This is a genomic window from Candidatus Manganitrophaceae bacterium, from assembly GCA_012960925.1.
In the GTDB taxonomy this organism is placed as follows: Bacteria; Nitrospirota; Nitrospiria; order SBBL01; family JAADHI01; genus DUAG01.
The window spans coordinates 1-26086 of the sequence record DUAG01000030.1 but is presented as its reverse complement, the minus strand read 5'-3'; the positions used below and the strand labels follow the sequence as shown (position 1 = coordinate 26086).

At 50.7% G+C, this 26086-nt stretch carries 28 protein-coding genes, 2 tRNA genes and 1 other RNA gene; 26 read left to right on the top strand and 5 right to left on the bottom strand.

Annotation, left to right across the window (positions count from 1 at the left end):
• Window positions 1-6: 6 nt before the first annotated feature.
• Entirely contained in the window at window positions 7-762 is a 756-nt protein-coding gene (locus EYQ01_03805; GenBank protein HIE64935.1) for an alpha/beta hydrolase, read from the bottom strand.
• Between the two features lie 173 nt (window positions 763-935).
• On the opposite strand from EYQ01_03805, the gene EYQ01_03800 reads away from it, so the two are divergent.
• Window positions 936-1730, top strand: coding sequence for a hypothetical protein (locus tag EYQ01_03800; protein HIE64934.1), 795 nt, complete (start codon window positions 936-938; stop codon window positions 1728-1730).
• Between the two features lie 168 nt (window positions 1731-1898).
• Here the strand turns inward: EYQ01_03800 and EYQ01_03795 are convergent, their stop codons facing one another.
• The 3 genes from EYQ01_03795 to EYQ01_03785 all read right to left on the bottom strand — a co-directional run bounded on the left by EYQ01_03795 (window position 1899) and on the right by EYQ01_03785 (window position 3755).
• Complete coding sequence (locus EYQ01_03795) at window positions 1899-2327, bottom strand: FHA domain-containing protein (GenBank protein HIE64933.1); 429 nt, start codon at window positions 2325-2327, stop codon at window positions 1899-1901.
• Window positions 2328-2506: 179 nt separating this feature from the next.
• Window positions 2507-3247, bottom strand: a complete 741-nt coding sequence (locus EYQ01_03790) for a response regulator transcription factor (protein ID HIE64932.1) — start codon at window positions 3245-3247, stop codon at window positions 2507-2509.
• A gap of 19 nt (window positions 3248-3266) precedes the next feature.
• Entirely contained in the window at window positions 3267-3755 is a 489-nt protein-coding gene (locus tag EYQ01_03785; protein HIE64931.1) for an EVE domain-containing protein, read from the bottom strand.
• 245 nt (window positions 3756-4000) lie between these two features.
• Here EYQ01_03785 and EYQ01_03780 point away from each other — a divergent pair, with 245 nt between their 5' ends.
• The gene (locus EYQ01_03780) at window positions 4001-4351 is read left to right on the top strand and encodes an arsenate reductase family protein (protein HIE64930.1); all 351 of its coding nucleotides are present in this window, start codon (window positions 4001-4003) and stop codon (window positions 4349-4351) included.
• A gap of 114 nt (window positions 4352-4465) precedes the next feature.
• On the top strand, window positions 4466-5452 hold the full coding sequence (locus tag EYQ01_03775; GenBank protein HIE64929.1) for a response regulator: 987 nt from the start codon (window positions 4466-4468) through the stop codon (window positions 5450-5452).
• On the opposite strand, the gene EYQ01_03770 is transcribed toward EYQ01_03775, so the two are convergent.
• Window positions 5449-6036, bottom strand: coding sequence for a hypothetical protein (locus EYQ01_03770; GenBank protein HIE64928.1), 588 nt, complete (start codon window positions 6034-6036; stop codon window positions 5449-5451). The genes EYQ01_03775 and EYQ01_03770 overlap by 4 nt on opposite strands.
• Before the next feature lie 575 nt (window positions 6037-6611).
• Between EYQ01_03770 and EYQ01_03765 the strand changes: the two genes are divergently transcribed.
• From EYQ01_03765 to EYQ01_03655, 23 genes are all read left to right on the top strand, one after another.
• Window positions 6612-7859, top strand: a complete 1248-nt coding sequence (locus tag EYQ01_03765) for a transcription termination factor Rho (protein HIE64927.1) — start codon at window positions 6612-6614, stop codon at window positions 7857-7859.
• Between the two features lie 136 nt (window positions 7860-7995).
• Window positions 7996-8205: a 50S ribosomal protein L31 gene (rpmE, locus tag EYQ01_03760; GenBank protein ID HIE64926.1), complete on the top strand. Its 210-nt coding sequence runs from the start codon at window positions 7996-7998 to the stop codon at window positions 8203-8205.
• 152 nt (window positions 8206-8357) lie between these two features.
• Window positions 8358-9461 (top strand): peptide chain release factor 1, encoded by a 1104-nt coding sequence (gene prfA / locus EYQ01_03755; protein HIE64925.1) that lies wholly within the window; start codon window positions 8358-8360, stop codon window positions 9459-9461.
• Window positions 9462-9671: 210 nt separating this feature from the next.
• On the top strand, window positions 9672-10613 hold the full coding sequence (prmC, locus tag EYQ01_03750) for a peptide chain release factor N(5)-glutamine methyltransferase (GenBank protein ID HIE64924.1): 942 nt from the start codon (window positions 9672-9674) through the stop codon (window positions 10611-10613).
• The gene (murA, locus tag EYQ01_03745) at window positions 10606-11862 is read left to right on the top strand and encodes a UDP-N-acetylglucosamine 1-carboxyvinyltransferase (GenBank protein HIE64923.1); all 1257 of its coding nucleotides are present in this window, start codon (window positions 10606-10608) and stop codon (window positions 11860-11862) included. Before prmC ends, murA begins: the two co-directional genes overlap by 8 nt.
• Entirely contained in the window at window positions 11863-12525 is a 663-nt protein-coding gene (locus tag EYQ01_03740) for an ATP phosphoribosyltransferase (protein HIE64922.1), read from the top strand.
• A gap of 13 nt (window positions 12526-12538) precedes the next feature.
• A complete protein-coding gene (gene hisD, locus EYQ01_03735; GenBank protein ID HIE64921.1) occupies window positions 12539-13831 on the top strand; it encodes a histidinol dehydrogenase in 1293 nt (430 codons plus the stop codon).
• The gene (hisB, locus tag EYQ01_03730) at window positions 13824-14408 is read left to right on the top strand and encodes an imidazoleglycerol-phosphate dehydratase HisB (protein HIE64920.1); all 585 of its coding nucleotides are present in this window, start codon (window positions 13824-13826) and stop codon (window positions 14406-14408) included. The genes hisD and hisB overlap by 8 nt, the downstream gene beginning before the upstream one ends.
• Before the next feature lie 2 nt (window positions 14409-14410).
• Entirely contained in the window at window positions 14411-15013 is a 603-nt protein-coding gene (gene hisH, locus EYQ01_03725; GenBank protein HIE64919.1) for an imidazole glycerol phosphate synthase subunit HisH, read from the top strand.
• Window positions 15010-15732, top strand: a complete 723-nt coding sequence (gene hisA / locus EYQ01_03720) for a 1-(5-phosphoribosyl)-5-[(5-phosphoribosylamino)methylideneamino]imidazole-4-carboxamide isomerase (GenBank protein ID HIE64918.1) — start codon at window positions 15010-15012, stop codon at window positions 15730-15732. Before hisH ends, hisA begins: the two co-directional genes overlap by 4 nt.
• Window positions 15732-16529: an imidazole glycerol phosphate synthase subunit HisF gene (hisF, locus tag EYQ01_03715; GenBank protein ID HIE64917.1), complete on the top strand. Its 798-nt coding sequence runs from the start codon at window positions 15732-15734 to the stop codon at window positions 16527-16529. Before hisA ends, hisF begins: the two co-directional genes overlap by 1 nt.
• 23 nt (window positions 16530-16552) lie before the next feature.
• Complete coding sequence (locus tag EYQ01_03710; protein ID HIE64916.1) at window positions 16553-17254, top strand: bifunctional phosphoribosyl-AMP cyclohydrolase/phosphoribosyl-ATP diphosphatase HisIE; 702 nt, start codon at window positions 16553-16555, stop codon at window positions 17252-17254.
• A gap of 41 nt (window positions 17255-17295) precedes the next feature.
• On the top strand, window positions 17296-17664 hold the full coding sequence (locus EYQ01_03705) for a histidine triad nucleotide-binding protein (protein HIE64915.1): 369 nt from the start codon (window positions 17296-17298) through the stop codon (window positions 17662-17664).
• A gap of 116 nt (window positions 17665-17780) precedes the next feature.
• Window positions 17781-18239 (top strand): GatB/YqeY domain-containing protein, encoded by a 459-nt coding sequence (locus EYQ01_03700; protein HIE64914.1) that lies wholly within the window; start codon window positions 17781-17783, stop codon window positions 18237-18239.
• On the top strand, window positions 18173-20152 hold the full coding sequence (locus tag EYQ01_03695; GenBank protein HIE64913.1) for a DNA primase: 1980 nt from the start codon (window positions 18173-18175) through the stop codon (window positions 20150-20152). Before EYQ01_03700 ends, EYQ01_03695 begins: the two co-directional genes overlap by 67 nt.
• A gap of 25 nt (window positions 20153-20177) precedes the next feature.
• Window positions 20178-21986, top strand: a complete 1809-nt coding sequence (rpoD, locus tag EYQ01_03690; GenBank protein ID HIE64912.1) for an RNA polymerase sigma factor RpoD — start codon at window positions 20178-20180, stop codon at window positions 21984-21986.
• Window positions 21987-21991: 5 nt separating this feature from the next.
• Window positions 21992-22068 (top strand) — tRNA-Met (locus EYQ01_03685).
• 28 nt (window positions 22069-22096) lie between these two features.
• Window positions 22097-22816: a hypothetical protein gene (locus EYQ01_03680; GenBank protein ID HIE64911.1), complete on the top strand. Its 720-nt coding sequence runs from the start codon at window positions 22097-22099 to the stop codon at window positions 22814-22816.
• A 44-nt stretch (window positions 22817-22860) separates the two neighbouring features.
• Window positions 22861-23318, top strand: an RNA gene (gene rnpB / locus EYQ01_03675) — RNase P RNA component class A.
• Window positions 23319-23462: 144 nt separating this feature from the next.
• Window positions 23463-23549: transfer RNA gene (locus tag EYQ01_03670), tRNA-Leu, on the top strand.
• 23 nt (window positions 23550-23572) lie between these two features.
• Window positions 23573-24013 carry an FKBP-type peptidyl-prolyl cis-trans isomerase gene (locus EYQ01_03665; GenBank protein HIE64910.1) on the top strand — a complete coding sequence of 147 codons (441 nt, stop codon included), beginning with the start codon at window positions 23573-23575 and terminating at the stop codon, window positions 24011-24013.
• A gap of 108 nt (window positions 24014-24121) precedes the next feature.
• Window positions 24122-24484: a PDZ domain-containing protein gene (locus tag EYQ01_03660; GenBank protein HIE64909.1), complete on the top strand. Its 363-nt coding sequence runs from the start codon at window positions 24122-24124 to the stop codon at window positions 24482-24484.
• Between the two features lie 334 nt (window positions 24485-24818).
• Window positions 24819-25994, top strand: a complete 1176-nt coding sequence (locus EYQ01_03655; protein ID HIE64908.1) for a ComEC family competence protein — start codon at window positions 24819-24821, stop codon at window positions 25992-25994.
• Window positions 25995-26086 lie beyond the last annotated feature (92 nt).

Sequence of the window (26086 nt, the reverse complement as noted above, 5' to 3'; positions counted from 1 at the left end):
CAGGGTTCACTTCTTGATCAACCAATCGGAGATTCTCGCGATCATGCGCTCAAAATCATCCGGTTTGTAGAAGTCATGGCCGGCACCCGGAATGATTTCTATCTCCTTCTCTGCCTGAAGCCGCTCAAAGAGATGATTGCTCTGGTCCACTGGAACATCTACATCGGCATCCCCATGGACAATCAGGGTCGGACTCCGAATCAAGGCGGCATCGCGGTAGGTGTCAACCTTCAAGAGATCTTCATAGAACGAATATTCAAGGCGGGCCTTCCCATCAAACGTGGCAAAGGAGAGGACGCCACTTTTCTGCCAATGTTTCATCCCCCCTTCTCCGAGTCGGGATTGCCAGATTTTCGGATAATCGGAGACAGGGCATTTCAAGGCAAGCGCGCATAAGTCAGGATGGCGTGCGGCCAGGAGGATGGCGATGAGGCCCCCGAAACTGGAGCCGACCAAGCTGTGCTTGCGGTATCCCTGTTGCGTAGACCAACGGAGGATTCCTTCTGCCTGGGCAAGGCAGCGGGTCAAGGTCATCTCCTGAAATTCACCAGAGCTTTTATTGTGGCCGAAGAAGTCAAAGCGACAGGTTGCAATCCCCTTTGAGAGGAGCTTCTCCGTCAGGGCGAGGTTGGTGCTGCTCTCCATGCTCGACATGAAACCGTGACAAAGAATCACGAGATGTTTCGTCAGATTTTCCGGTTCGGCGAGGGTAAGGGCAGTACGTTCTCCGGGGGTGAGTTCGAGTTCGATCTTCTTTTCCAAGGTCTTTCTCCTCCGAAGAATCTTCAAATTCCGAGAAGTATAAATGAATAGTGTTTGTTCTGCAATCTCGTGTGGTGGTGTCCGGCTTATACTTCTTTCTTTTCTGGGTAAAATTGGATATATTCTGGCGTATTGTCAGAGGATGCATGTGAAGCAAGGTGAGGTGTCATCCCATGAAAGAAACACAAGCCCTTCGTTTTGTCCATATCAGTGATACGCATATTGGCACGACGCCCGATTTCAGGCTTTATGGTGTTCAGACCTTCCAGTTATTGAAAAGACTGATCTCTGCGATTAATCAAATCCCGACCCGGCCCGATTTTATTATACATACAGGCGATGTCGTTGCGAATCCGGATCCGGAGGCCTACAGACTGGCGGCGGGCCTCTTTAACGAATTGAAATGCCCGGTCTATTTTGTGGCGGGCAATCACGACTCGGCGCGAGACATCCGGACGATGTTGCTGATTGGGCCGAAGGAAGATTTCGGTGATGAGAACCGCCTGGTGTATAGGATGGTCCTCAAGGGGCAGCACATTATTGTTTTGGATCCTTGCAAACCGGGCGTATTAGACCCTCGCGGAGAACTTCCCGAGTCGCAGCTTGAGATGCTCCGTCGGGAGGTCCGGACCGGGGAAATTCCGCTCACCATTTTCATTCACTTTCCTCCGGTTTACCTCGATTCGCTCTGGCGGGACCGGGAGATGCGTCTGTTAAACGGAGAAGCGCTCCATAAGGTACTTCTCCCTGCGAGAGATCGCCTGAGAGGGGTCTTTTTCGGGCATATGCACCGAGGGATACAGGTCCTCAAAGACGGGATACTCTATTCCGGGGTCGGAAGCACATGCTGTCAATTTACAGCCTGGCCCAACGACCAAAAGGCCGGCTATGAGCCGGATCTCCCAGCCTGTTTCAACTATGTCACCCTCCTTCCGGATCAGACCATCGTGAAAGAACATGCAGTGTAACGCTTTTTGGTAAAGGGTTTATTATCCTTTGATGAGCTCGAGTCCAGAAAAACCGACGATATGATATGAAAGGGGGGGCATTCGTGAAGGAGAAGATGCCTCAAAATCGGATCGTAATTATCGGGGAAGGATTCTTTGCGAGGTGATTTCGTAGAGTTTTAAAAAAAATCAGTCTGACCTCTCCACCGTATCCAGCTCCAAAAACTTAAAAACAGTTGTGCCGATCCGAATGAGATCTCCATCCTTAAGGATTGAACCGACGACTTTGACCTCATTGACGTAAAGGCCATTTTTGCTCTGAAGGTCTTTCACGATGGTCTGTTTATTCTTTGTGTGGAACTCGGCATGTTTCTTTGAGACGGTTCCTTCATTCAGGGAGATGTGGGCGGCTGACGCTCGGCCAACCCGCATCGTTTGTCTATTCAAGAGGATCTTATTTCCGAGGTTTTTTCCCGAAATAACGATGAGACAAGGGGTGTTTCCCTCTGAGGCTGTTGTCTCTTCTTTATCCAACCCTAGAGTTCTTCCTGGCAAAATGAGTGGGACCGTGTTCGGAGATTTCTTCAGTTGATGATTGACAGTTGGAAATAACAACATCTGTGATGAGGTCTGGCATGAAAACTCCCTATGAAAACCGAGCGAAAGACCATCCTGTGATAACGCCCGTGCTCATAAAGGTCGAGTGAGCCATAAGGCCGATAACAGTAATTTTTCGGAGAATCCGTGACCTCCTAGGAAATATGATGAGCTGAAAATGATCCCGTTTTTTTTCGCGGTTAGCCTTGCCTCCTGTAAGAGGAAGGGGAACTGCCAACCTTGTTTTGAAAGACCTTGCTGAAATAACTTTGGTCGGAAAATCCGACCTCACCGCTGACTTGTTTAATAATGCGATGCGGGTCTTTGAGAAGGTTAATTGCGCGGTTGATTCGGACCTCTGTGAGATAATCATGAAAACCAACTCCGCATTCCTCTTTAAATGAGGCGGAAAGGTATTTTGGGTGGAGGGAGACCGCCTGGCTGACCTTTTCAAGAGAAAGCGCGGGAGAATTGAAATGCCGATCGATATATTGGACGGCACGATGGATCTTGATCGAAAGTGAATTCATATCGATCTTAAGGCTACGATGCACCATCTCGAAAGGATTTAGCCCAAGGAGGCGGCTGATCTTTTTTTCCAAGTCAAGGTTATCCCATGGTTTATCGATGAAGGCATGTGCCCGTACCTCAAGCATCTTGATCAAAAGCTCTTTTGTTCCATAAGCGCTCATAAAGAGAATCGGTGTGACCCGGTCATCCTGCCTGATCTTTTTGAAGAGTGTGAGTCCGTCCATGTCGGAGAGGCGATAGTCTAAAATAAGGAGATCAAATTTCTTCCCTCGATTGAGGATGGAAAGCGCTTCATCCGCGTGTTCGCTCGAGGTCAAGTCATATTTTTCTTGAAGGAGCGCCTTGAGTGAAAGGAGCACAGAGGGTTCGTCATCCACAATAAGGATGGATTTTTTTATCGGTTCATTCATTATGATAGGCTCCTTATGTCTAGTCCCATTCAGGAAGTTTCAAAATAGTCTCCCATGCCGCAGGAGAGACCGGTTGTACAGAAAGGCGATTCCCTCGCTGAACAACTCCCATATGTTTTAATGCGGCGATCGATTTTAGCCGCTTCAGTGTAATAATCGTTCCGCAGGCTTTCACGATTTCAATGTCCACCATGAACCAGATCGGTTTTTCAGCAGAGCTATTGGGATCATAGTGTATGTCTCTGGGATCCCATGCGGTATAATCCGCATAGCCCATTTTAATAACCTTGGCTCTGCCGACAATACCGATCTGCTTCGCATTGCTCTGATAGAAGAACACTCCGTCTCCAAGCTGCATCTCATCCCGCATGTAGTTCCGCGCCTGGTAATTACGGACGCCAGACCAACAGGTCGACCTGGATGATAAGAAATCATCAATTGAAAAGTCGCCTGGCTCCGATTTCATAAGCCAGCATTGCTTCCGAAGTGACACCCGTTCGTTCCTCATTGACCGATAAATGACACTCGAAAGGCCCGTCCAATTTCAAGCAGAACCGCGGTTGATAGACTTACTAATGAGTAAGCCTATCGCCCTTCTTTGTTTCTGTCAAGGTCCTTCATGTGACAATTTTTGAAGTGAGGAATACCGCATTCTTCCGTCACGGATGGATGCAGTCGTTTTTGATTTTTTGTTATGGTATATTCTGATTTTTTTATGTATCTCATTCTAATGAGTGTTTCCTTGGGGGACAGATGCTTACTTTTTATCATTACAAGCGGTGCAGTACCTGTGTGAAGGCGAAGAAATCCCTGATCTCTCGTGGACGCTGCTTGAAAGAGATTGACATTACGACCACGCCTCCTTCGGCCCGGATACTCGCCGCCCTGATAAAGAAGAGCGGTCGTCCTTACACGGACTTTCTCAATCGGAGCGGGGTTCAATATCGGGACCGGAACATGAAGGAGAAGGTAAAGTCCCTCAATGAGGCCGAAGTGATTCGCCTCATGGCATTGGATGGGAGATTGATTAAACGCCCGATCGTCACGGATGGGAACAAGGTGACGGTTGGTTTTAAAGAAGCGGAATATGAGCAGGCGTGGTGATCTTCGCCGGGGTGTGTCAGGCCGATTTCTTGACAAAAGATACCCAGTAAGGTATACAGAGATTGGGTAAAAGCTAACTTTTTCCATAATTTATTTTTAGAAATCGGAGGGAAAATGCCGCAAACAGTTTTGTTGGCAGATGATAATATTGCAGTTCAAAAGTTGGTCGAAATGACCCTTCAAAATGAGGGTTACGATGTTGTTACCAGTGACAATGGTCTTTCCGCTCTTGATCTGGCCTTAAAAGAGACCCCAGGGCTTATCCTGGCGGATTACAGTCTGGAAGGATTGGATGTTGTTTCCTTTGTCAGGAAGACCAGGCAGAGGGAGCGTCTAAGCAATGTTCCGATTGTCTTGTTGGTGAATTCGACCGATCATTATGATCTTTCTGAGCTTGAATCTGTTGGAGTCCAGGCCTTTATAGAAAAGCCCATTGATTCAAAATCTCTTGTTGAAGAGGTTAATAAGCGGATTGCCGCCTCCGTGCAGTCTGAAGTCGTCTCGGATACTTCGTCCTCCGTAAAAGAGGACAATCTTTCCGAAGAAGAGATGAAAATTGAAGAACTCCTTGGGTGGACCAGCTCTGATAGCCAGAGCCAGGAGACGGAAGAGAAGGCCGTATCCGCGGACGAGGCCGGGCCGTCCGCAGAGCCGCAAGGAGACAGCATGGCAGATCTGGCCTCGGAACCGTCCCTCTCCGAAAATTCTCTTGAAGAAACCCAGTACTTTCAGCCGCCTCCCATTCCTGAGGATCTTGAAGAAGAGAAGGTCCCGGAAGCCAACGCTCAATCTATGGATGAAATACATTGCCTTCAACAGCTCCAGGATGAACCCTTCCTTTCGTCAGTCTTGTCTCAGATGGAATCCGAGGTTGAGGAAGCGCGTTCGTCAGAGGGTGAGACTCAACAAGACTCAGGGAATATTATTCAGGACGCCGTTGACAATGTTTTGGGGGAGAATTTTCCCGACAGGGTCAAATCGTCTCTCACCCCGGAAGCCATTACGGCAATCATCGAGAAAGTGGTGTGGGATGTCGTTCCTGCCCTTGCTGAAATTGAGATTAAGAAAGAGATGAAGCGCCTTCAGGCGGATGAGGGCTAATCCCGCCGGCGCCTCTGCCTGCGTGTCTTCTCCAGGACGTCGAATTCCTTTTCGGCATTGTCTCGGATAAAGTCTCGAATGTGTCTTCCCATATCTCCTGATTGTTGAATGTTGCTCTTGAATCTATCCAGATCAAGGCGTGCCAGAGAATAAGTGACGTGATCGGAATGATCGGTCCAACGGTCAACGATCGTGATGTCTGTAAGAAGGTTTACGGTGAGATCCTTCACGTTCTCTTCCAGTTCTTTTTTTTTCCTGTCCTCATCGGGGTCGTCTTTTGATATGGAGATAAGATAATCCCGTACAAGTATTTCTGAATATTTTGTAAAGATCTTTCTGATTTCTTCTCTGGCCATTTTGTCTGCTATTGTTCTGGCCAGTGATTTGTTTAACCCCTCCTTATCTGTCTTGCCGACGCCGTAAAATGATTTCTGGTTCTTATCCATGATTGCGCCACCCTTGATTTGGATCCAATCAGGTCTGATGTCCCTGATCTCCTTCCCGGCACATGCAGGCAATAACAAGGAGGAAAGAATGAGGGAGACAACGGATAATTTCAGGGCAAATCGTTTTCCGGAAAGCAAGGGTGACCTCTTTCATGTGATGTGGGTATTCAGAACTGTTCTCCTGAGTGCACAGAACGAGCGCAATAAAAAAGTAGTCGTTTTTTTCTCGGGTCGTAGAATCCTCGCCCCTTTGCGGTGGGGGTGTTCAAATTATATTTCCCCTTGTTTGAAAAAGTCAAATGGCATGACGTCCACTGAGAACCCATCGTGGACTCTTGCAATTTCCCAATGATTCCCAAAATAAGAATTGACAACATGGTGGACCTTGGATATAATAAAAGTCAACTGCAACGAAGGAGGGGATCTCTCTTCCGGGTATCTTGCAAAAGAAGGGTCCCTGCCGAGTACGGTCCAGGAGAACAAGTATCACACTCTCTAATAATTCTTCCAAAATCTGCATCAGGGCATGTCAATTAAGAAATAAAACCCATATTTAGGAAAGCAGTTTGCTGCTTGTCTTGTGATTTCTCACTTTATTCATTCTTTGAGGAACACGTGATTCTGTGAGCGGGAAGTGTATATCGCGTTCTTAGTGATATATGGCCTCTCCCGTTGCAAGCGATAGGAAAGTCTGATTTTTTGAAGGAGAAAAAATGAATCTTACTGAATTAAAAGAAAAAAGCATCTCCAAACTCTTTGATGTTGCGAAAGAGTTGAGAGTTGAAGGGGCGAGCAATCTGAGGAAGCAGGAACTGATCTTTGCGATACTCCAGGCCCAGGCGGACAAGAACGGGACAATTTATGGTGAAGGTGTCCTTGAAACCCTCCCTGATGGTTTCGGTTTCCTCCGCTCTCCTGATTATAATTATGTGCCTGGCCCGGATGATATCTATATCTCTCCTTCCCAAATCAGACGATTTAGCCTTCGGACTGGTGATATTGTCTCCGGCCAGATACGTCCCCCAAAAGAGACCGAACGGTACTTCGCGTTGTTAAAGGTTGAAAAGATTAATCATGAAGAACCTGAGGCCTCCCGAAACAAGATCTTTTTTGATAACCTGACGCCTCTCTACCCGATGGAGAAACTGAATCTTGAATACAGCGCGGGAGATACTTCGACACGGGTCATCGAGTTGGTTACGCCGATCGGAAAGGGACAGCGTGGCTTGATCGTCGCCTCCCCGCGCACCGGTAAGACGGTGCTCCTCCAGTCGATTGCGAAAGCGATCATGAAAAATCACCCTGAGGTGATATTGATTGTCCTGCTGATCGATGAACGTCCCGAAGAGGTGACCGACATGCTGAGGGAGGTGAAAGGGGAGGTGGTTAGTTCGACCTTTGATGAGCCGCCGCAGCGACATGTCCAAGTGGCTGAGATGGTTCTGGAAAAGGCAAAACGTCTTGTGGAGCATAAGCGGGATGTGGTCATACTCCTGGATTCCGTCACCCGCCTGGCCCGTGCTTTTAATACGGTGGTGCCTTCGAGCGGAAAGGTCCTGTCCGGTGGGCTTGATTCAAATGCCCTGCAGCGACCAAAGCGGTTTTTTGGTTCTGCAAGGAATGTTGAAGATGGCGGGAGTTTGACGATCATTGCCACGGCCCTGGTTGAAACCGGAAGCCGGATGGATGATGTGATCTTTGAAGAATTCAAAGGAACAGGCAATATGGAACTTCATCTGGACCGAAAACTGGCGGACCGGAGGATCTTCCCCGCGATCGACATTACCATGTCCGGAACCCGTAAAGAGGAGCTGCTCGTCGAGAAGGAGGATCTGAACAAGATGTGGGTCCTTCGCAAGGTCTTGAGCCCGCTCTCGACGATTGAATCGATGGAGTTCCTGATTGATAAGCTTCGAGGAACCAAGTCCAATAAGGAGTTTCTGGAGTCGATGAGCAAGTAGACGGGCTCAGGAGTCCTCTTTCCATGGCTATGGGATCCGGGGAAATAGCCCTTGAATTATCACATCAATTCATGTATGATCCCACCGCTTGAGAATTTGTAAGCTACCCTTAACTATATGAAGTGAAAATCGACTGATGAAAAAAGACATTCACCCGAAGTACCAGGAATTGAGCATCAGCTGTGCCTGCGGTGCAGTAATGAATACAAAGTCTACGCAGAGTGCGATTCGCTTGGACATCTGTTCGTCGTGTCACCCCTTTTTTACAGGGACGCAGAAGATTGTCGATACCGAAGGGCGGGTCGAACGATTCAAAAAGAAGTATCAGAAGTTCGCAAAGAAGTAGCCTTCGTGTGTTCCTTCCTGAGCCTGCCTGCCGGCGGGTTTTTTGTTCTTCAAGGTAAGTCAATCTGTCCTGCTAGAGGAGGCTGACCAGGAGTTTTTGATGAGAAGAACGGCCTGAAGTGGCTTCTCTGATGGGACACAAGAGAGAAAAAGATGGTTGTCGCGAATGAAAATTTTCTCTTTGAGAAGCTTGAAGAGATATCAAAAGAGTATGATGTTCTTACGCGAAAACTATCGGATCCGGTCATCCTGGCGCAGGCGACGGAGCGGACCCGGTTTTCCAAAGCGCGGGCTGAATATGAGGAGATCATCCATCTTTATGAAGCCTATAAATCCCTCCTGAACCAGATATCCGATCTTGAAGAAGTGCGTCACGATAAGGAAGCCGAGGCGGAGTTGCGAGCGATGGCCGAGGAGGAGTGGAGCGATTCCCAGGAAAAAAGGGCCGAGATGGAAAGGGCCTTAAAACTGCTTCTCCTGCCCAAAGACCCTATGGATGACCGAAATCTTTTTTTGGAAATCCGGGCGGGGACCGGGGGGGAAGAGGCGGCCTTGTTTGTGTCGAACCTTCTCCGAATGTATACCAAGTATGCCGAGAAGTATCGTTGGAAGGTCGAGATCATCACCTCCAGTGAAACGGGAATTGGCGGCCTCAAGGAGGTGATTCTTTCAGTCGCCGGAAAGGGCGCCTATCGCCTACTGAAGTTTGAAAGCGGTGTCCACCGTGTTCAAAGGGTCCCTGCGACGGAGGCGAGCGGGCGGGTTCATACCTCTACGATTACGGTTGCCGTGGTTCCTGAAGCGGAGGAGGTTGATATCCACATTGAACAGAAAGACCTTCGAATTGATACCTACTGCTCTTCCGGTCCCGGGGGGCAGAGTGTGAATACGACCTATTCCGCAGTTCGCATTACGCATATCCCGACCGGCCTTGTTGTGACTTGCCAGGATGAGCGCTCTCAATTGAAAAACCGGGGCAAGGCCATGCGGGTCCTCCGTTCACGGCTCTTGGAGGCTGAACGCGAGAAGCAGGAGGAACAAGCTTCGAAAGAGCGAAAGTCTCAGGTTGGAACTGGAGGACGGAGTGAAAAGGTAAGGACTTACAATTTTAAAGAGAATAGGGTAACGGACCACAGGGTGAATCTTTCACTCTATCAACTTGATCAGGTTCTCGAAGGGGAAATCGATCCCTTCATCAAGGCCTTAACCGCCCAAGCGGAGGAGAGAAAACTGCAAGATCTGCACGCGACATCATAATCTCCAAGGATCCCTTTCAATCGTTAATTTAGGCCTAAGATCCGCGATTGGATCTGGGGTAAACCGTCAAGTCGCCTGAGAGACAAGGCCAGAGGCCACAAGGGCGACCGAAGCATACTCATGTACGGTGTTTGGCCGATAACGCAGTATTTCAGGCGAATCGGCTGTTTCTAATACCGCAGTCGCGGAATTAGAGTTAGGACATGGAATATGGCTCTGACAGTGACAATGAATGTATCAGGGCTCTTACAAAGAGGGACGGCTGATCTGAAAGCCCATGGAATTCCCTCCCCTCGCCTGGAGGCAGAAACCCTGCTCTGTTCGGTGATGTCCTGTAAGCGGATTGATTTCTATATCGATCCGGATAAAAGTTGTTCAGAGCGGCAGGAGAGCCTTTTTGGTGAATTTGTCCGGCGGCGCTCAGGGCACGAACCGCTTCAGTATATTACTGGAAGAGTTGATTTTTCCGGTTTATCCCTCGTTGTCCGGCCCGGGGTGTTTATTCCCCGTCCAGAGACGGAACTCATTGTCGAAGCGGTTTGTACGTTCACACTGTTTCCGAAACGTATTCTTGATCTTTGCACCGGAAGCGGGGCGCTTGCCGTGGCTCTGGCCTTGCGTCTCCCGTCTTCAAAAATCACGGCGACCGATGTTTCGGCGCGCGCCCTGAGCAATGCCCGATTGAATATTGAGCGTCATCAATGTGCACATCGCGTCCGCCTGTTGAAGGGGGATCTTTTCCAGGTTTTTCAGGGTGAGACCCGATCTCGGGAAAGAGAGACTGCTCTAGCGAAATTTGATCTGATTGTTTGTAACCCACCTTATATTCCAGAAGAAGAGTGTTCACAGCTTCAGCCTGAGGTGCGGGATTACGAACCGCATGCCGCTCTTTTTGCGCCGGAAAAGGGGAGGGCCTTCTACCGGTGCATTCTTCAGGAGGCCTCCACATTCCTGTTGCCCGGAGGGCATCTTTTATTTGAGCTTGGGATGGGTCAGGCCGATTGGTTTGAAGACCATGTCAAACAAGAGAACCGCTTTCAGGTGCGTTTTATTTCCGACATGGCCGGGATTGACCGGGTGGCGGTCTGTTCCCGGAGGCCTGTTGGAAAAACAGGCTTGGGATTAACTGAGTCAGGGGTTTCAAGTGGATAAAATCATCATTCAGGGCGGTAAGCCTTTGATCGGAGAGCTTGAGGTCAGCGGGGCCAAGAATGCTGCCCTTCCGATATTGGCGGCGACCCTGCTCTCGGGGGATGAGCACCTTCTAAAAGGGGTTCCCGGGGTCGTGGACGTCTCTACGATTCAGAGGCTTCTGAGAAAGATGGGGGCTCAGATTGAAGAACAGGACGGTGTCCTTTCTGTCCGGATTCAGAAGATTGAGAATTGCGAAGCCCCTTATCAATGGGTCAAAACAATGCGTGCCGCGATCCTGGTACTCGGTCCTCTCCTGGCCCGGGGCGGGGAGGCCCATGTCTCTCTTCCGGGAGGATGTGCGATTGGCGCGAGGCCGATACAACTCCACTTGTCCGCCCTTGAAAAAATGGGGGCCGAGGTGAAGATAGAGCATGGAATCATCCATGCGAAGTCGTCCAGGTTGAAAGGCGCCAACATTTATTTCGATATCTCAACGGTAACGGGCACTGAAAATATCATGATGGCCGCGACCCTGGCGGAGGGAACGACGGTTCTTGAAAACTCGGCCTGTGAGCCTGAGATTATTGATCTCGCCCACTTCCTGATTGCCTGCGGGGCGAAGATTTCGGGCGCGGGAACAGACCGGATAACAATAGAGGGCGTTGAATCCCTGACCGGGGCCTCCTACCGCATTATGCCGGACCGGATCGAAGCGGGGACCTTCATGATTGCGGCCGCCATCACAAAAGGGGACCTGGCCATTCGTTTTTGCCGTCCTGAGACCCTGGTGAGTGTGATTGATAAATTACGCACAGCCGGGGCGATCGTGACAGAGGAGGGGGAAATGCTTCGCGTTAAGGGCGGGGAGATCCACGCGGTCGATATTAAAACCCTCCCCTATCCAGGTCTGCCTACCGATATGCAGGCCCAGTTTATGGCCTTGATGAGTCTCTCGGATGGATTATCTGTAATTACGGAAACGATTTTTGAGCAGCGCTTTAATCATGTTGCGGAACTACGACGCATGGGGGCCGAGATTCGCCTGGAGGGGAACCATGCCGTGATTCGAGGGGTTAAGTCCCTTTCGGGGGCGCCGGTGATGGCCTCGGATTTACGTGCCAGCGCCTCATTGGTCTTGGCAGGTCTGGTGGCGCAGGGTGAGACGGAGATCCTCCGGATCTATCATCTCGACCGGGGATATCACCGGATTGAAGAGAAACTTTCAAAGGTGGGCGCCTCAATCCGCCGTGTAAAAGGATCAGGATAGATGGAAGAAATGCTGGTCATCGCGCTCCCCAAGGGAAGACTTCTTGACCCCTCCATTCACCTTTTGAAGGGATTGGGAATTTTGCCGAAGGGATTGACCGAATCAAGCCGAAGGTTAATCCATGACGCTGAGAAGAAAGGGGTGAGGGTCCTTCTCGTCCGTGCCGTCGATGTTGCGACTTATGTTGAATACGGTGCGGCCGATATGGGGATTGCGGGAAAAGATCTCTTGCTGGAACAGATGCGGGATGTCTATGAACCCGTCGATCTGGTCTACGGATCGTGCAAGGTGGTGCTGGCCCAACCTGAACCGAAAGAAAAGGGACTGGCCTCTGCACAGGTGGAAAAGGCAAGTCACCAGACCAAGCTGCGCATTGCAACAAAATATCCGAATATTACAGAGCGTTATTTTTCGGAAAAAGGAATGCCTATTGAGATTGTAAAACTTTATGGTTCTATAGAGCTGGCCCCTCTGGTTGGACTGGCCGATCAGATCGTCGATCTTTCATCGAGCGGTGAAACCCTGAGGGCGCACAATCTGACGGTGGTCGAAGAACTGGTTCAATGCAGCGCGCGGCTTATCGTGAACCGAGCGAGCCTGAGATTGAAATATCCCAGGATTCAGAACATGATTGACAGCATCAAGAAGGCCGTAAAATCATGAGAATGCCGGGATGATGAAGACCCTTCGTATTGACGATCGGCGTTTCCGATCAGTTTACAAAAAGATTGTGAATCGGCTTGTCGTGGGGGAGGGTCCCCTGGAGGAGACCGTCCGGGCGATCATGTCGGATGTCCGAAAGCAGGGAGACCGGGCCGTGTGTCGATATACCGAGACCTTCGACCGCCTCAAACTGAGACCTTCCGGTATGCGCGTAAAGCCCAAGGAGATTCAGCAGGCCTATCGAGAGGCTGATCCGAAGGTTGTTGAAAGTCTTCGGTATGCCACGGACCGGATCACGCGTTTCCATAAAAAACAGGTAAAAAAGGGCTGGTCGATTAAGGAAGGCGGGGTTTACCTGGCTCAACGGGTTCATCCGATTGAGCGGGTGGGTCTTTACGTCCCCGGAGGAAAGGCCTCTTATCCTTCAACGGTCCTGATGAATGCGATCCCCGCCCTTGTGGCCGGTGTACCGAAATTGATCATCTGCTCACCCACACCTGAGGGCGTGATCAATCCCTACCTCCTTATCGCGGCCGACCTGGTTGGGCTTGACGAAATCTACCGCATTGGAGGGGTCCAGGCGATCGGCGCGATGACCTATGGGACAAAGACCATCCCGAAGGTGGACAAGATTGTCGGTCCGGGAAATCAATATGTTGCCGCTGCGAAGCGGCTGGTTTATGGAACGGTGGATATCGACATGATTGCCGGTCCGAGCGAACTTTTGATTATTGCCGATGCGGATGCCAATCCGGCCTATGTCGCTTCGGATCTTTTATCGCAGGCGGAGCATGACGAAGAGGCCGTCGTGATCTTTCTGGCCGCCTCGGAAAAGCTGGTGAAAAAGGTTGAGGCAGAAATGGCGGTTCAGCTTGCAGTCCTTCCTAAAAAGAAAATCGCCACGGCCTCTCTGCGCCGGCATGGGGTGTGCTTCATTGTCCCGGATCTGGAAGAGGCGATCCGGATGTCAAATGAGATTGCCCCGGAACACCTCTCTCTCTTTTTGGACGCCCCCTTTGACTGGCTTGATAAAATTGTTCATGCTGGTTCTGTCTTTCTTGGGGAGATGACCCCGCAGGCCCTGGGAGATTACATCGCCGGTCCGAACCACGTGCTTCCAACTGGGGGGACTGCACGTTTTTTCTCACCCCTTTCTGTAGATGATTTTGTGAAAAAAAGCAGCGTGATCTCGTATAGTCGACGAGCTCTGGAGAAAAACGGCCATCATCTGGTCCGGATTGCCGAGGTCGAAGGCCTGGAGGCCCATGCCAACATGGTGAAGATAAGGATGAATAACAATGCGTAAGGCCAGGGTTGCGAGACGGACAAAAGAGACGGATATCTCTATACAGGTGAACCTAGATGGGGCAGGCCTTTATCAGGTGAAGACCCCGTTTCCTTTTATGGATCACATGCTTTCGGCCTTCTCTAAGCATGGTTTCTTCGATCTTAATGTAAAAGCCGAAGGGGATACTGAGATTGATGATCATCATACGATGGAAGATATCGGGATTGTTATGGGAGAGGTTCTTTCCAAGGCCGTGGGCAAGAAAGAAGGTATTCGCCGGTTCGGACACGCGGTGATCCCCCTGGACGAGGCCCTGGCGCAGGTGACGGTGGATCTCTCAGGGCGTCCTTATCTTGTCTATGAGGTCCGAATGCCCCGCAAACGAATCAAGGCCTTTGATGTGGAGATGATTGAGCATTTCTTTCGCTCCCTGGTGGATCAGAGCCGGATGAATCTCCACATCCGTCTCATTTCCGGAAAAGATCCTCACCATATTCTGGAGGCGATCTTCAAAGGATTCGGTCGGGCGCTTGATCAGGCGACGCAAATTGATCCCCGCGTCAGAGGAGTTGCGTCGACCAAGGGCAAGCTGTGAAGATGGTCATTGTCGACTACGGGATGGGAAATCTCCGAAGTGTTCAAAAGGGTTTTGAGCGTGTGGGGGTGAAAGCCATGATTAGCCGGGACCCGAACCTCGTTTCCGAGGCAACGCACTTGGTCGTTCCGGGGGTCGGGGGTTTTAAGGATTGCATGGGAAATCTTGAGGCACACGGTCTCTTGGAGCCGATTCGTGAGGCCATCAACGCGGACTTGCCCTATCTCGGAATTTGTCTTGGACTTCAGATCCTTTTTTCAGAAGGGACGGAGTTTGGTTCGCATCCCGGCATGGGGGTTATTCCGGGGAGGGTGCTTCGATTTCCCGGGACAGAATTAAAGATTCCTCACATGGGGTGGAATCAGATTCAGGTGGCAAAAGAGAGTCCGGTTCTGGAGGGGATCCCTGAGGGGTCCTTTTTTTATTTCGTGCACTCTTACTATGGGCTTCCGGATGAGGCCGGCTGGGTGGCGACGATGACCGATTATGGGGCGCAATTTCCCTCCGCGGTTTCGCGGGGCCGCCTCTTTGCCTGTCAGTTTCACCCTGAAAAGAGCCAGGGCATCGGCATGAGGCTCCTCTCAAATTTTGCGAGATTAAATTGATTATTCCTGCGATTGACCTGAAAGGGGGACGTTGTGTCCGTCTGACCCAGGGTGAAATGAATTCAGAGACGGTCTATGCTGAAGATCCGGTCGCAATGGCTCAGGACTGGGAGGCCCAGGGTGCAGCGCGGCTTCACCTGGTTGACCTGGACGGGGCGGTTGCCGGCCAAGCCGTCCATGCACCCGAGATTGGGCGCATCATCGAAAGTATTACCATTCCGGTGCAGATCGGCGGCGGAATTCGGAGCCTTTCCCAGATTGAAAAGTATCTCTCGATGGGGGCTGCTGCGGTGATCCTGGGGACGGCGGCTTTACAGAATCGTCCACTGGTCAGGGAAGCCTGTTTGAAGTTTCCCGGAAAGATCCTTGCCGGTATTGATTCCAAAGAAGGAAAGGTCGCGATACGGGGCTGGAAAGAGCTTTGTTCTGAGACGCCGACCCATCTGGCTGTTGAGATGCAGGATGCCGGCGTGGCGTCGATCATCCTTACCGATATTGAGCGAGATGGAATGTTGAGCGGTCCAAACCTTGACCTGCTTCAGGAGGTGGCGCAACAGGTGGACATCCCGCTCATTGCCTCCGGCGGCATCACAACGCTTGAGCAGATTGCAGCGCTTTCAAGGTTAAAGGGCGTCGGCGGAATGATCGTCGGAAAGGCCCTCTATGTCGGCAGGTTTACGCTTCAGGAGGCCTTGGCCCTGTTGCGGAAGGGAACCTGATGCTGGCGAAGCGCATTATTCCCTGCCTTGATGTCAAGGGGGGCCGCGTCGTGAAGGGGGTTGGATTTGTCGGTTTGAGAGATGCCGGAGATCCGGTTGAAGTGGCCCGAATTTATGAAGCGCAGGGGGCCGATGAGCTCTGTTTTCTCGACATCACCGCTTCATCCGATGGGCGCGATACCCTGCTCGACATTGTCCAGCGGACGGCCGATGAGGTTTCAATGCCCTTGACGGTGGGAGGGGGCGTTCGATGCGTCGAAGACGTCCGAAGGCTTTTGAAGGCGGGGGCGGACAAGGTCGCGATCAACACGGCTGCTGTAGAACATCCGGAATTCGTTCAGGAGGCCGCCCGGCAGTTTGGAAGTTCGACCATTGTGGTTGCGATAGATGCGAAGAGAAGGGTGCGGGAGGCAGGGGGCGGGAGGCAGGAGAAAGAGCCTGGTTCTTCTTGGGAGGTTTTTACCCATGGGGGGAGAAAGGCGGTTGGCTTGGATGCGGTGGTTTGGGCGGAGCAGGTTGCATCCCTCGGCGCGGGGGAGATTCTTCTGACAAGTATGGATCGTGACGGGACGACGCAGGGCTATGATCTTGAATTGACTCGGGCGGTCTCACAAAAGGTGCATATTCCGGTCATCGCTTCTGGAGGTGTGGGAACTTTGGAGCATCTCTATGACGGGATTGTCGAGGGGAAGGCCGATGCGGTTCTGGCCGCGTCAATCTTTCATTATCAAACCTTTACAATCGCAGAAACAAAGGCCTACCTCTCAAAGAGGGGTATCCCGATTCGACTGACCTGAGCGGTTACCGGTGAGGAAATGAGATGAAGGCATTAATTGACATTGATCGGATAAAGTTTTCCGATGGGCTGATTCCGGCAGTCATCCAGGATGTCCATAATAAAGATGTCCTCATGGTGGCCTATATGAATGCGGAATCCCTCCAGTTGAGCCTTGAGACTGGAGAGACCCATTTCTGGAGCCGCTCCCGAAAGCAGCTCTGGCACAAGGGGGAGACCTCTGGACATATTCAGAAAATAAAGACCATCTTTGTCGATTGTGACCAGGATACCCTGCTGGTCGAGGTCGAACAGGTGGAAGCCGCGTGTCATACGGGAAAACGCTCCTGTTTCTTTGAGAAGTTTTGGGAGGCGAATGTCTGCGAAGGGGAGGAGGCGCCTCTTATTACAGTGCAGGTACTGGAGGCTCTTTCTCAGACCATCCTTCAAAGGAAAGCGTATCCTTCTCCGGAATCTTACACAAGCAGTCTGTTTGAGGGGGGGCTGGATCTGATTCTGAAAAAGGTTGCAGAAGAGTCAGGAGAGTTCATCATCAGCGCAAAAAACGGACGGGAAAAAGAGATCGTTCATGAAACGGCCGATCTCCTCTACCACCTTCTTGTCACTCTCGGTTACTACGGTATCCCGATGAAACGGATCGAAGATGAACTCAAAAAGAGGACTTCACAGTCGGGGCTTGCTGAAAAAGAGTCCAGGGAGAAATCGCCGCGCAGACCACCAGAATAATGACAACGTAGGATCTTTCTCGTCTAGAAGGAGAAAATGGCATGGAAAAATCTGTTTGGGAGGGGACCGAGGATTGCCTTTTTTGCGGGATTATCGAGAAGAAAATCCCGAGTAAAATCGTTCATGAGGACGAACGGGCCATTGCGTTTGAAGATGTCAATCCGCAGGCGCCGATTCATCTCCTGGTGATCCCCAGGAAGCACATTTCGGGCTTATCTACGATGCAGCCGAAAGATGACGCGATCCTGGCGCATCTTTTCTCGGTGGTTTCCCGTCTGGCCCGGGAAAAAGGAATTGTGGAGGACGGCTATCGAACCGTCATCAATTCAGGTAGAGGGGCTGGACAGGCCGTCTTCCATCTTCATGTGCATTTGCTCAGCGGGCGCCCTTTCCAGTGGCCGCCAGGGTAACTATTCAGTGAAATTATTTGTAAAAATAATAAGTTGACAAGAATATCGGTTTTTGTTATTTTGAGGGTTTACCATGGCATGTGTATATCTCGGTTCCTGTGGCCGAAGGTGGAGGGATGGTGGGGCTTCAAGAGCGATTTGTGGAAGAGATGAAGGCGGGCATGCGGGCCGGTGACACCGACCGTGTGGGTGTCATTCGTCTTCTGCGTGCAACGTTGAAGAACAAAGAGATCGAGAAAGGCAAGGGGCAAACTCTCACGGAAGAAGAAGTCCTCAAGATCGTTTCTACTGCGGTTAAACAGTGCAGGGAAGCGATTGAAATGTTTTCTAAGGGAGGACGAGAAGATCTTGTCCAAAAAGAAAACAAAGAATTAAGCATCTTGCAGTCTTTTCTCCCTAAGCCTCTTTCTGAAGAGGAACTCCGTACAAGAGTAGAAGAAGCCATTGTGGCCTCTGGTGCTAAAGGGATGAAGCAGATGGGTCTGGTCATGAAGCGTGTGATGCCGGGATTACTCGGCCGGGCCGAGGGGACCATCGTCCGGAAGATGGTTCAGGCCTGTCTGGAACCAAAGTAGGGCTGAAGCGGTTTTTGTTCTTTTCTGGTAACGAGTCAGGCAGAATCGTTACCGCTGTTTATTTCATTAAAGAGGGGTCCATCCCTTTGAGTCCAAATCATTTCTCTGATCAAGTACTTGAAACGGTCAGGGATCGGAATGACCTGATTGCAGTGGTCTCGGATTATTTGTCTTTAAAGAAGGCGGGCCAAAATTATACCGGTCTTTGCCCTTTTCACCAGGAAAAAACACCCTCTTTTACCGTAAGCCCCGGCAAGCAAATCTTTCACTGCTTCGGATGTGGCGTCGGCGGAAATGTTTTTCAGTTCCTGATGAAGATTGAAGGGGTTTCTTTTCCGGAGGCCCTTGAGAAACTGGCGGAGAAGGCGGGTGTTACGCTCCCCGAAAAGGGTGGGACGCGCCCGGAAAATCCAGCAAAAAAGGAGGCGGAGGAGATCTATCGACTCAATGAAGCCGCCGCGGCCTATTTTCATGATAATCTCATGCACAAACCTGAAGGGAAGCAGGCCCTGGCCTATCTGAAGGGAAGAGGGATTACAGTCGAGACGATGAAGGTCTTTTCGATTGGATTCGCATTGCCGGGGTATGATTATCTCTTAAAGGCTTTCAGGGGGAAGTTCCCGGAACGGCTCCTGGAAAAGTCGGGCCTGGTGTCAAAGAAGTCGAGATCTGTCTCGTCTTCCTCCGGGAGGCGCAGTCTTTTCGATCGTTTTAGAAACCGCATCCTTTTTCCAATTCAGACGCTCCAGGGGAAAGTGGCTGGTTTTGGGGGGCGGGTGCTCGATGATTCTCTGCCGAAGTACCTCAATACGCCAGAAACCTCTGTGTTCACAAAGAGAAAACATCTCTTCGCCATCAACAAAGCGAAAGCAAAAGGAATCCATTCCTTGATTATTGTCGAGGGATATCTTGACGCCATTCAGGCGCATCAAGCAGGTGTACCGAATGTCGCCGCGACGCTTGGGACGGCCATTACGCCGGATCATCTCCACATCATCCGCCGTGTGGCCGAGAAAGTGGTCCTAAATTTTGATCCGGATGCCGCCGGAATCCGGGCCGCATTGCGTGCGGCACCGCTCTTTATTGAAAAAGGTATTCCCGCATCGGTTGTATCCCTGCCCCCCGGGCAAGATCCCGATTTATTTATTCAGAAGTATGGGAAGGAGGCCTTCCTTCAAAAAGTTGAGGAAGCTGAGACCTTGATCGATTTTTCTATTTCCAGCTTGGTCGGGGAACCTCCCTTAAAGTCCATTGAGGACAAAAAGAAAATAACGAAGGAGATCTTTCCCCTGATTCGCGGCTTAAAAAGCCATATTGAACAGAGCCACTATCTGAAGAGGCTCTCTGAAGAATTGGGGATTCAGGAAAATGCCCTCCGGAAAGATTTTTCAAACAGATCGGATGTCGTGGGTGGCATCGGTCTGAGAAAGCGGGTGCAGGATGCCTCCCCATTCGAGTCTTCTACGGTGCAGGAGCAACCTCCGCCTCTGGCAGAAAAGATGCTTACACATTTACTCCTTCGTGGAGATCTTGAGCCCTCAGCACTCGACGGGAAGCTTCTCACGGAAGACTTTACAGATGAGAGGATTCGGGAGATCCTGAGTCTGTATTGGGATGCCGGTCAATTTCGGTGGCATTTCCCTGGCGATATTGATGTTAATCAGATGAATGAGAGGGCGCGGACACTTTACAGTGGTCTGCTCATCGAAGAAATACAGTATGACGATATAAAACGGACCGGTGAAGATTGCATCAGCGACTTACTTTCCAAAAGGCTTCAGGGCGAAAGAGATGAGATACAGAAACGCATTAGGCAGGCCGAACAAGGAGGAGACATCACCACCGTTGCGTCTCTGCAAAGAAAAGCTCTTGATTTGAAAAAAGAACAAAGTCACTTAACCCTTTCACATTGACATGAAAGGGGTGGATGGAGAACCTATGGCGAAAGAAGAAAAGATAGAAGAAGTGAAACAGTTGATCACTTTGGGGAAAGAGAAGGGATTCCTGACTTATGAGGAAATAAATAATACACTGCCAAGTGATGTCCTCTCTTCTGAACAGCTGGATCGCATTATGATCATGTTTGGGGAAATGGATATTGAAGTGATTGATCAGGAAGAGGCGGGTCCTTCGCAGAGGATGCCTGCAGGTTCTGAAGGCGGGATAGACAGTGTCGATGAAGTTGAAGCGAGAGACAAAGAGTCGGCGGATGAAGATAAGGAGAAGGAGATCGATTTAACGCCGGGTGTTGTCAGCCGAACAGACGACCCGGTGCGACTTTACTTAAGGGAGATTGGTACGGTTCCCCTCCTTTCACGAGAGGGTGAGATTGAGATTGCGAAGCGGATTGAAAAAGGAAAAGAGGACATTCTGGCCATTGTCTTTGGTCTTCCTTTGGCCATTCAGGAGGTGATCTCTCTGGGTGACCGTTTGCATTCTGAGGAGGCTTCCCTCGGAGACCTTATTGTCATTCCTGAAGATGAGTTTGAGGTCATTGAGCAGGACAGGGAAGAAATGAAGAAAAAAACCCTTCAAATAATGGCGCGGATCAAGGTCCGACGTCGGGAATATTATAAAGCACTCGAGACGGCAAGGCGGCCGGGAAGAAGCCAGAAAGCCAGGGACTTGGCCGTGGAGATGTTTGAAAAAACAAGGACAAAACTTATTGAAAAGATCGAAGCCCTGAACCTCCATCCGCATGTGATGGATCATGTCATTGAGGAGCTTCGTCTGCTGGCGGATACTGTGAACAAATCACGGCGCGAGATTGCATTTTGTAAGCGAAAGTGCGGCGGAGGGGAGACACTGAGTCCCTTCTTTACTAAGGTCAAAAAAGGACGAAGAGAAATGCGTGCCGCGGAGCGGAAGCTTGGCATGAAACAAGAACAGATTCTGAAGATGGAAAAGACGTATCGTGAGGCGCGAAAGGAGATCCGTAAAGTCGAAGAGTACGCCATGATCCCATCAGGGCACTTGGTCGAATCTATCCGACACCTTACCCACACGGAGCACAAGGTAAAACTGGCCAAGAGCGAACTGGTCGAAGCCAATCTCCGCCTTGTGGTCAGCATTGCCAAGAAATATACGAATCGGGGACTTCAGTTTCTTGACCTGATCCAGGAAGGAAACATTGGATTAATGAAAGCAGTGGACAAGTTTGAGTATAAGCGGGGGTATAAGTTTTCCACTTATGCAACCTGGTGGATACGTCAGGCCATTACCCGGGCAATTGCAGACCAGGCGCGGACGATCCGAATCCCTGTCCATATGATTGAAACCATCAATAAGCTGATTAGAACAACCCGGCAATTGGTGCAGGAGTTAGGAAGAGAACCGTCTCCTGGTGAGATTGCTGAGAAGATGGAACTCCCGCTCGAAAAGGTGAGGAAGATTCTAAAGATTGCCAAGGAACCGATCTCTCTCGAGACCCCAATCGGAGAGGAAGAGGATTCTCATTTGGGTGATTTTATTGAGGACAAAAAAGTGATTTCTCCGATTGACGCGGCCATCCGTTACGACCTGCAACGGCAGATTAATGGGGTTCTTCATACGCTGACCCCCCGTGAGGAGAAGGTATTGCGGAAACGTTTTGGGATTGGAGAATCAACGGACCACACCCTTGAGGAGGTTGGCCAGGATTTTGATGTGACGCGGGAAAGGATTCGTCAGATTGAAGCCAAAGCCCTTAGAAAGTTACGCCATCCCAGCCGAAGTAAGCGCTTAAAGAGTTTTGTCGAAAGTGCGTAGGGATCGGGCCCATAGCTCAGTTGGTTAGAGCCACCGGCTCATAACCGGTTGGTCCCAGGTTCAAGTCCTGGTGGGCCCACCCCTGGGAGTTTATTGTAAGCGACCGTGATATGGAGAACAATTTGAAAGCGCAGATTTCACTCCTGGTTCAGATCCAGAAAATGGACCTCAACCGGAGCCAGCAAAAGAACGAGCAGGATCACTTTCCGGAGAAACTGAAGGAAGCGGAACAACCGCTCCTCGAAGCAAGGGCAGCCTGCGCGGAATTAAAGGCCCTGCTCGAACGGGTCAATAAAGTGAGAAAAGACAAAGAAATTGAACTCCAGGTTGCAGAAGAAAGAATCCCGAAGCTGAAGAGCCGCTTGACGGACCTGAAGACCAATAAGGAATACCATGCTCATCTGCAGGAGATTACAACTGCTGAGAAAGACAAGGATAACATTGAAGAACAGCTCTTGAATATTATGGAAGAGGGTGATGAGAGGAAGAAAGTCCTTGACCTTAAAAAGGCCGCCATGGAGGTTGAAGAGAAAAAATTCAATTCTGAGAAGAAAAAGCTTGAGAGCGGTATTCACCAGGTTTCGGAAAGCGCGAAGCGTCTGGAGGGGGAATGGGATTCCTTGGCGGGACAAATTGATAAGAACCTACTTGAAGATTACAAGCGCTTGTATTCCAGCCGGAGAGGGCTGGCTGTTTCTCCCGTGAAGGGAAATATCTGCGGCGGATGCCACTTCAGCCTGCCGCCTCAACTTGTTGCCGAAGTCAAGAAAGAGGAAAAAATTATCACCTGCTCTTATTGTCATCGGATGCTCTACGCCAATGCCCAATGAAGCGGTCGACAAGCGCGGTAGAAAAGAATAAAATATAAATGACTGAAGTTGCTCAGGTGATCGCGCTTCGCTGTATGGCGGGGTGAGGAAAGTCCGAGCTCCACAGGGCAGGGTGGTCGCTAACGGCGACTGGGGGTGACCCTAAGGAAAGTGCCACAGAAAATAAACCGCCTGCCAAGTCCAATCGCTTAAACGAGAGGTCGGGGTCGGTAAGGGTGAAACGGCGAGGTAAGAGCTCACCGCTTCGGTGGTGACATCGGAGGCACGGTAAACCCCACCTGGAGCAAGACCAAATAGGAACACGTGTTTGCAGGGCGATTCATGAACGGTTCTCGCGAAGCAAGGGTTCTCGCGGAGCCATTGTCCTGGCATGACGAAGGGCGGCCCGTCCAAGGTGTTCGGGTTAGGTCGCTAGAACCGGGTGGCAACATCCGGTCCAGAGAAATGATCATCACTCCGGTTTCGCTGGAGAACAGAACTCGGCTTATGGGCAACTTTGGCTGGCCCTGAGGTAGGATACATCCTCCCTCAGGGCCATTTTTTTGACCATCAATCGCGGAATGAGGGCATGCGGAGAAACTTGACGGTCCAGGGCTGATCTGTTATAAAAACAGGCTCCGAGAGCCTGTCGGACAGGTGTCCAGTTGCCGAAGTGGTGAAATTGGTAGACACGCTAGGTTCAGGGTCTAGTGGGGGTGACCCCGTGGGGGTTCGAGTCCCCCCTTCGGCACCAGCGAACAATGAGGAGATCAGAAAATGCGTCGCAAAGGCATCATCATTATTATTTCAGTCGTTCTTGTATCGATGGGCCTCCTTTTTTTAAGTTCCCCCTCTTCGAGTAAGGGAGAAGCGGATAAGCTTGAAAAGACCGCATCTGGGTTGGAATATATTGATCTGGTAGTGGGGAAAGGGGCGCATCCGAAGAAGGGGCAGCGGGTACTTGTCCACTATACCGGCTGGCTCAAGAATGGAGACAAGTTTGACAGTTCTGTCGATCGGGGCGAGCCTTTTGAGTTTCAGGTTGGGGTTGGTCAGGTGATCCGGGGTTGGGACGAAGGCGTTATGACGATGCGGGTCGGCGGAAAGAGGAAGCTGATCATTCCGCCTGACCTCGCCTATGGCCGAAGGGGCGCTGGACGTAGCATCCCTCCTGATGCGACTCTGGTGTTTGAAGTAGAGCTTCTCAACCTGAAATAATCAGGCGCTTCTTTCCCGAAGTGAGCATGATTGAACATGCGGCATCTTATCCCCTTCGGACGATAAACACGGATCGTTGCCGTTGGTCTTTGATTTGAGGTGGCTGACATGCGTCGGTTTTCCCTGTTTCTTCTTCTTGGATGGATGGTCGTACAGTTCCCCTCAAGTGCGTGGCTGGGAGTAAGCATACAAGACCTTACGCCGCAGATGGCTGCCCGGCTTGGTATTCGAGATCAAAAGGGCGTTTTTGTTGCCAGTGTCCAATTCGGAAGCCCGGCAAAAGAGGGAGGTATCGAACAGGGAGACGTGATCATTTCTTTCGATGGAGAAAAACTATCCGAGGCGGCAGACCTTGTTCGTGAGATGTCACGGAAGGTACCGGGTGATCAGGTTGAGTTGACCCTTATCCGAAATCAGCGGAGGCTTAAGCTTAAGGTGTTGCTGGGTTCTCCCCCCAGGGAGGCGATCTAGGTGATACTTTTCAAGGCAACGATACGTCGTCAGGATCTGAGACCAATTTGATCAAGCGAAAGAAGTCAAAAAAGACTGCAATTGAAGAGAGTGTTGTGACGACCAACCGATGGGGCTGTGGTTGCGTCTTTGTTCTATTTTTGGGGATGATCATCGCCATGGTGGTCGCGGCCTATTTTCAGGTGCAGAACTAGCCTTTTTATACCTCACTATTCACAACTGCGAATGGTCCTCCATGGCGGCGATATGATTGAACGCTCCATACCTTCATCTCTTTCCCTTCATTCCCCTGCGATAGGTGAAAAGAAGAGAGAAAGTTGAGCATGCGCGATTGATGGGAAAAAGGCCCTTGGTCGCGATCACGATCGCCCTGCTGTGCGGTCTTTTCTTTGGAGAAGTCTTCTCCTATTTTCCTGTAACACTCTCCATCCTGTTTCTTTCCTTCCTTTTCTGGGAAACCCTTTTCAGGAAGGGCCGCCTCTTGTCTCTCTCACTTTGTTTTGTGGGTCTACTCGGGTTTGTCCTGTATCAAACGGCATCGACGTCTTATTCCCCTGAAGATCTGAGATGGTATCTTGATCAGGGCCCGGTTCGTCTTATTTCCGAAATCGATGGGCCGCCACAACATCGTCCGAAGGCTGTGGTTTTGAGAATGAAGGCCATCGCGGTTGTCTCTGAGAAGGGTTTCAGTCCCGTCAAAGGGAAATTTCAATTGACGATCTATCAGAAAGAAATCCCGTTTGAATATGGAGATCAGCTTGAGATGGCCGTTCGGTTGCGACCGCCGAGGCAGTTTCAAAACCCCGGCGCTTTTCAGTACGCGGATTATCGGGAACGGGGAGGCTGGCGGGGGAGTGCAACGCTCCCCAAGCATGACCAGATCCGAAAGGTGGGTGAGGGAGGACTCGGGGTTCTGAAGATACTCTATGGATGGAGAGAAGAGATCCGAATACGCATCCTTCGATCCTTGAAAGGCCCGCCGGCGGGCCTCCTCATGGCGCTGGTGATCGGAGAGACCGGTTATCTGAGTGACCCGGTGCGTGAGGCCTTCTCCGAGTCGGGAACTGCACATATCCTTGCGGTGTCGGGTTCGCACCTTGCTTTTGTTTCTCTCCTGGTCTTCGGACTGACCCGATGGCTGATCCTTCGGCTGCCGGAGCCGATCCTTCTTCGTATCTCTCTCTGGAAGATCCCCACACAGTGGGCCGCCTTGCTAACCGGGGTGGCGGTGAGCGTGTATGCCTTTCTGGCCGGGGGTAGAATTGGGACCTTGCGCGCGTTGATGATGATCCTGATCTATCTTTTTTCGATCTGGATTGGCCGAAGCGGTGACACGAAAAATTCTCTTTCTTTGGCCGCCCTCTTGATTCTTCTTTTTCAACCGCAGGCCCTTTTTGAACTTTCCTTCCAGCTTTCTTTTATGGCGGTTCTTTCGATTCTTCTCGTGATGTCGTGGTGGGAGGAGGCCTTCCCTCCTCCCTTGAATGAAGAAGCCGAAGATGTTGGGTAATCCTCCCTAAATATAAAGGTGCTCAGAAGTAGAATTTTCCAATATAGTAATTTAGGAGGAGAATCTACGATGAAGAGATCAAGATTTACAGA

Bases quoted from the DNA above. Each gene is read 5' to 3' on its own strand.
- EYQ01_03765 (HIE64927.1), top strand. From the start codon at position 6,612: ATGAATCTTACTGAATTAAAAGAAAAAAGCATCTCCAAACTCTTTGAT.
- EYQ01_03740 (HIE64922.1), top strand. From the start codon at position 11,863: ATGGAAGAAATGCTGGTCATCGCGCTCCCCAAGGGAAGACTTCTTGAC.
- EYQ01_03660 (HIE64909.1), top strand. From the start codon at position 24,122: ATGCGTCGGTTTTCCCTGTTTCTTCTTCTTGGATGGATGGTCGTACAG.
- hisD (HIE64921.1), top strand. From the start codon at position 12,539: ATGAAGACCCTTCGTATTGACGATCGGCGTTTCCGATCAGTTTACAAA.
- EYQ01_03705 (HIE64915.1), top strand. From the start codon at position 17,296: ATGGAAAAATCTGTTTGGGAGGGGACCGAGGATTGCCTTTTTTGCGGG.
- hisF (HIE64917.1), top strand. From the start codon at position 15,732: ATGCTGGCGAAGCGCATTATTCCCTGCCTTGATGTCAAGGGGGGCCGC.
- prfA (HIE64925.1), top strand. From the start codon at position 8,358: ATGGTTGTCGCGAATGAAAATTTTCTCTTTGAGAAGCTTGAAGAGATA.
- rpoD (HIE64912.1), top strand. From the start codon at position 20,178: ATGGCGAAAGAAGAAAAGATAGAAGAAGTGAAACAGTTGATCACTTTG.
- EYQ01_03680 (HIE64911.1), top strand. From the start codon at position 22,097: ATGGAGAACAATTTGAAAGCGCAGATTTCACTCCTGGTTCAGATCCAG.
- EYQ01_03785 (HIE64931.1), bottom strand. From the start codon at position 3,755: ATGAGGAACGAACGGGTGTCACTTCGGAAGCAATGCTGGCTTATGAAA.
- EYQ01_03775 (HIE64929.1), top strand. From the start codon at position 4,466: ATGCCGCAAACAGTTTTGTTGGCAGATGATAATATTGCAGTTCAAAAG.
- hisB (HIE64920.1), top strand. From the start codon at position 13,824: ATGCGTAAGGCCAGGGTTGCGAGACGGACAAAAGAGACGGATATCTCT.
- EYQ01_03790 (HIE64932.1), bottom strand. From the start codon at position 3,247: ATGAATGAACCGATAAAAAAATCCATCCTTATTGTGGATGACGAACCC.
- EYQ01_03700 (HIE64914.1), top strand. From the start codon at position 17,781: ATGGTGGGGCTTCAAGAGCGATTTGTGGAAGAGATGAAGGCGGGCATG.
- EYQ01_03800 (HIE64934.1), top strand. From the start codon at position 936: ATGAAAGAAACACAAGCCCTTCGTTTTGTCCATATCAGTGATACGCAT.
- rpmE (HIE64926.1), top strand. From the start codon at position 7,996: ATGAAAAAAGACATTCACCCGAAGTACCAGGAATTGAGCATCAGCTGT.
- EYQ01_03710 (HIE64916.1), top strand. From the start codon at position 16,553: ATGAAGGCATTAATTGACATTGATCGGATAAAGTTTTCCGATGGGCTG.
- EYQ01_03780 (HIE64930.1), top strand. From the start codon at position 4,001: ATGCTTACTTTTTATCATTACAAGCGGTGCAGTACCTGTGTGAAGGCG.
- EYQ01_03795 (HIE64933.1), bottom strand. From the start codon at position 2,327: ATGTTGTTATTTCCAACTGTCAATCATCAACTGAAGAAATCTCCGAAC.
- prmC (HIE64924.1), top strand. From the start codon at position 9,672: ATGGCTCTGACAGTGACAATGAATGTATCAGGGCTCTTACAAAGAGGG.
- EYQ01_03655 (HIE64908.1), top strand. From the start codon at position 24,819: ATGGGAAAAAGGCCCTTGGTCGCGATCACGATCGCCCTGCTGTGCGGT.
- EYQ01_03665 (HIE64910.1), top strand. From the start codon at position 23,573: ATGCGTCGCAAAGGCATCATCATTATTATTTCAGTCGTTCTTGTATCG.
- hisH (HIE64919.1), top strand. From the start codon at position 14,411: ATGGTCATTGTCGACTACGGGATGGGAAATCTCCGAAGTGTTCAAAAG.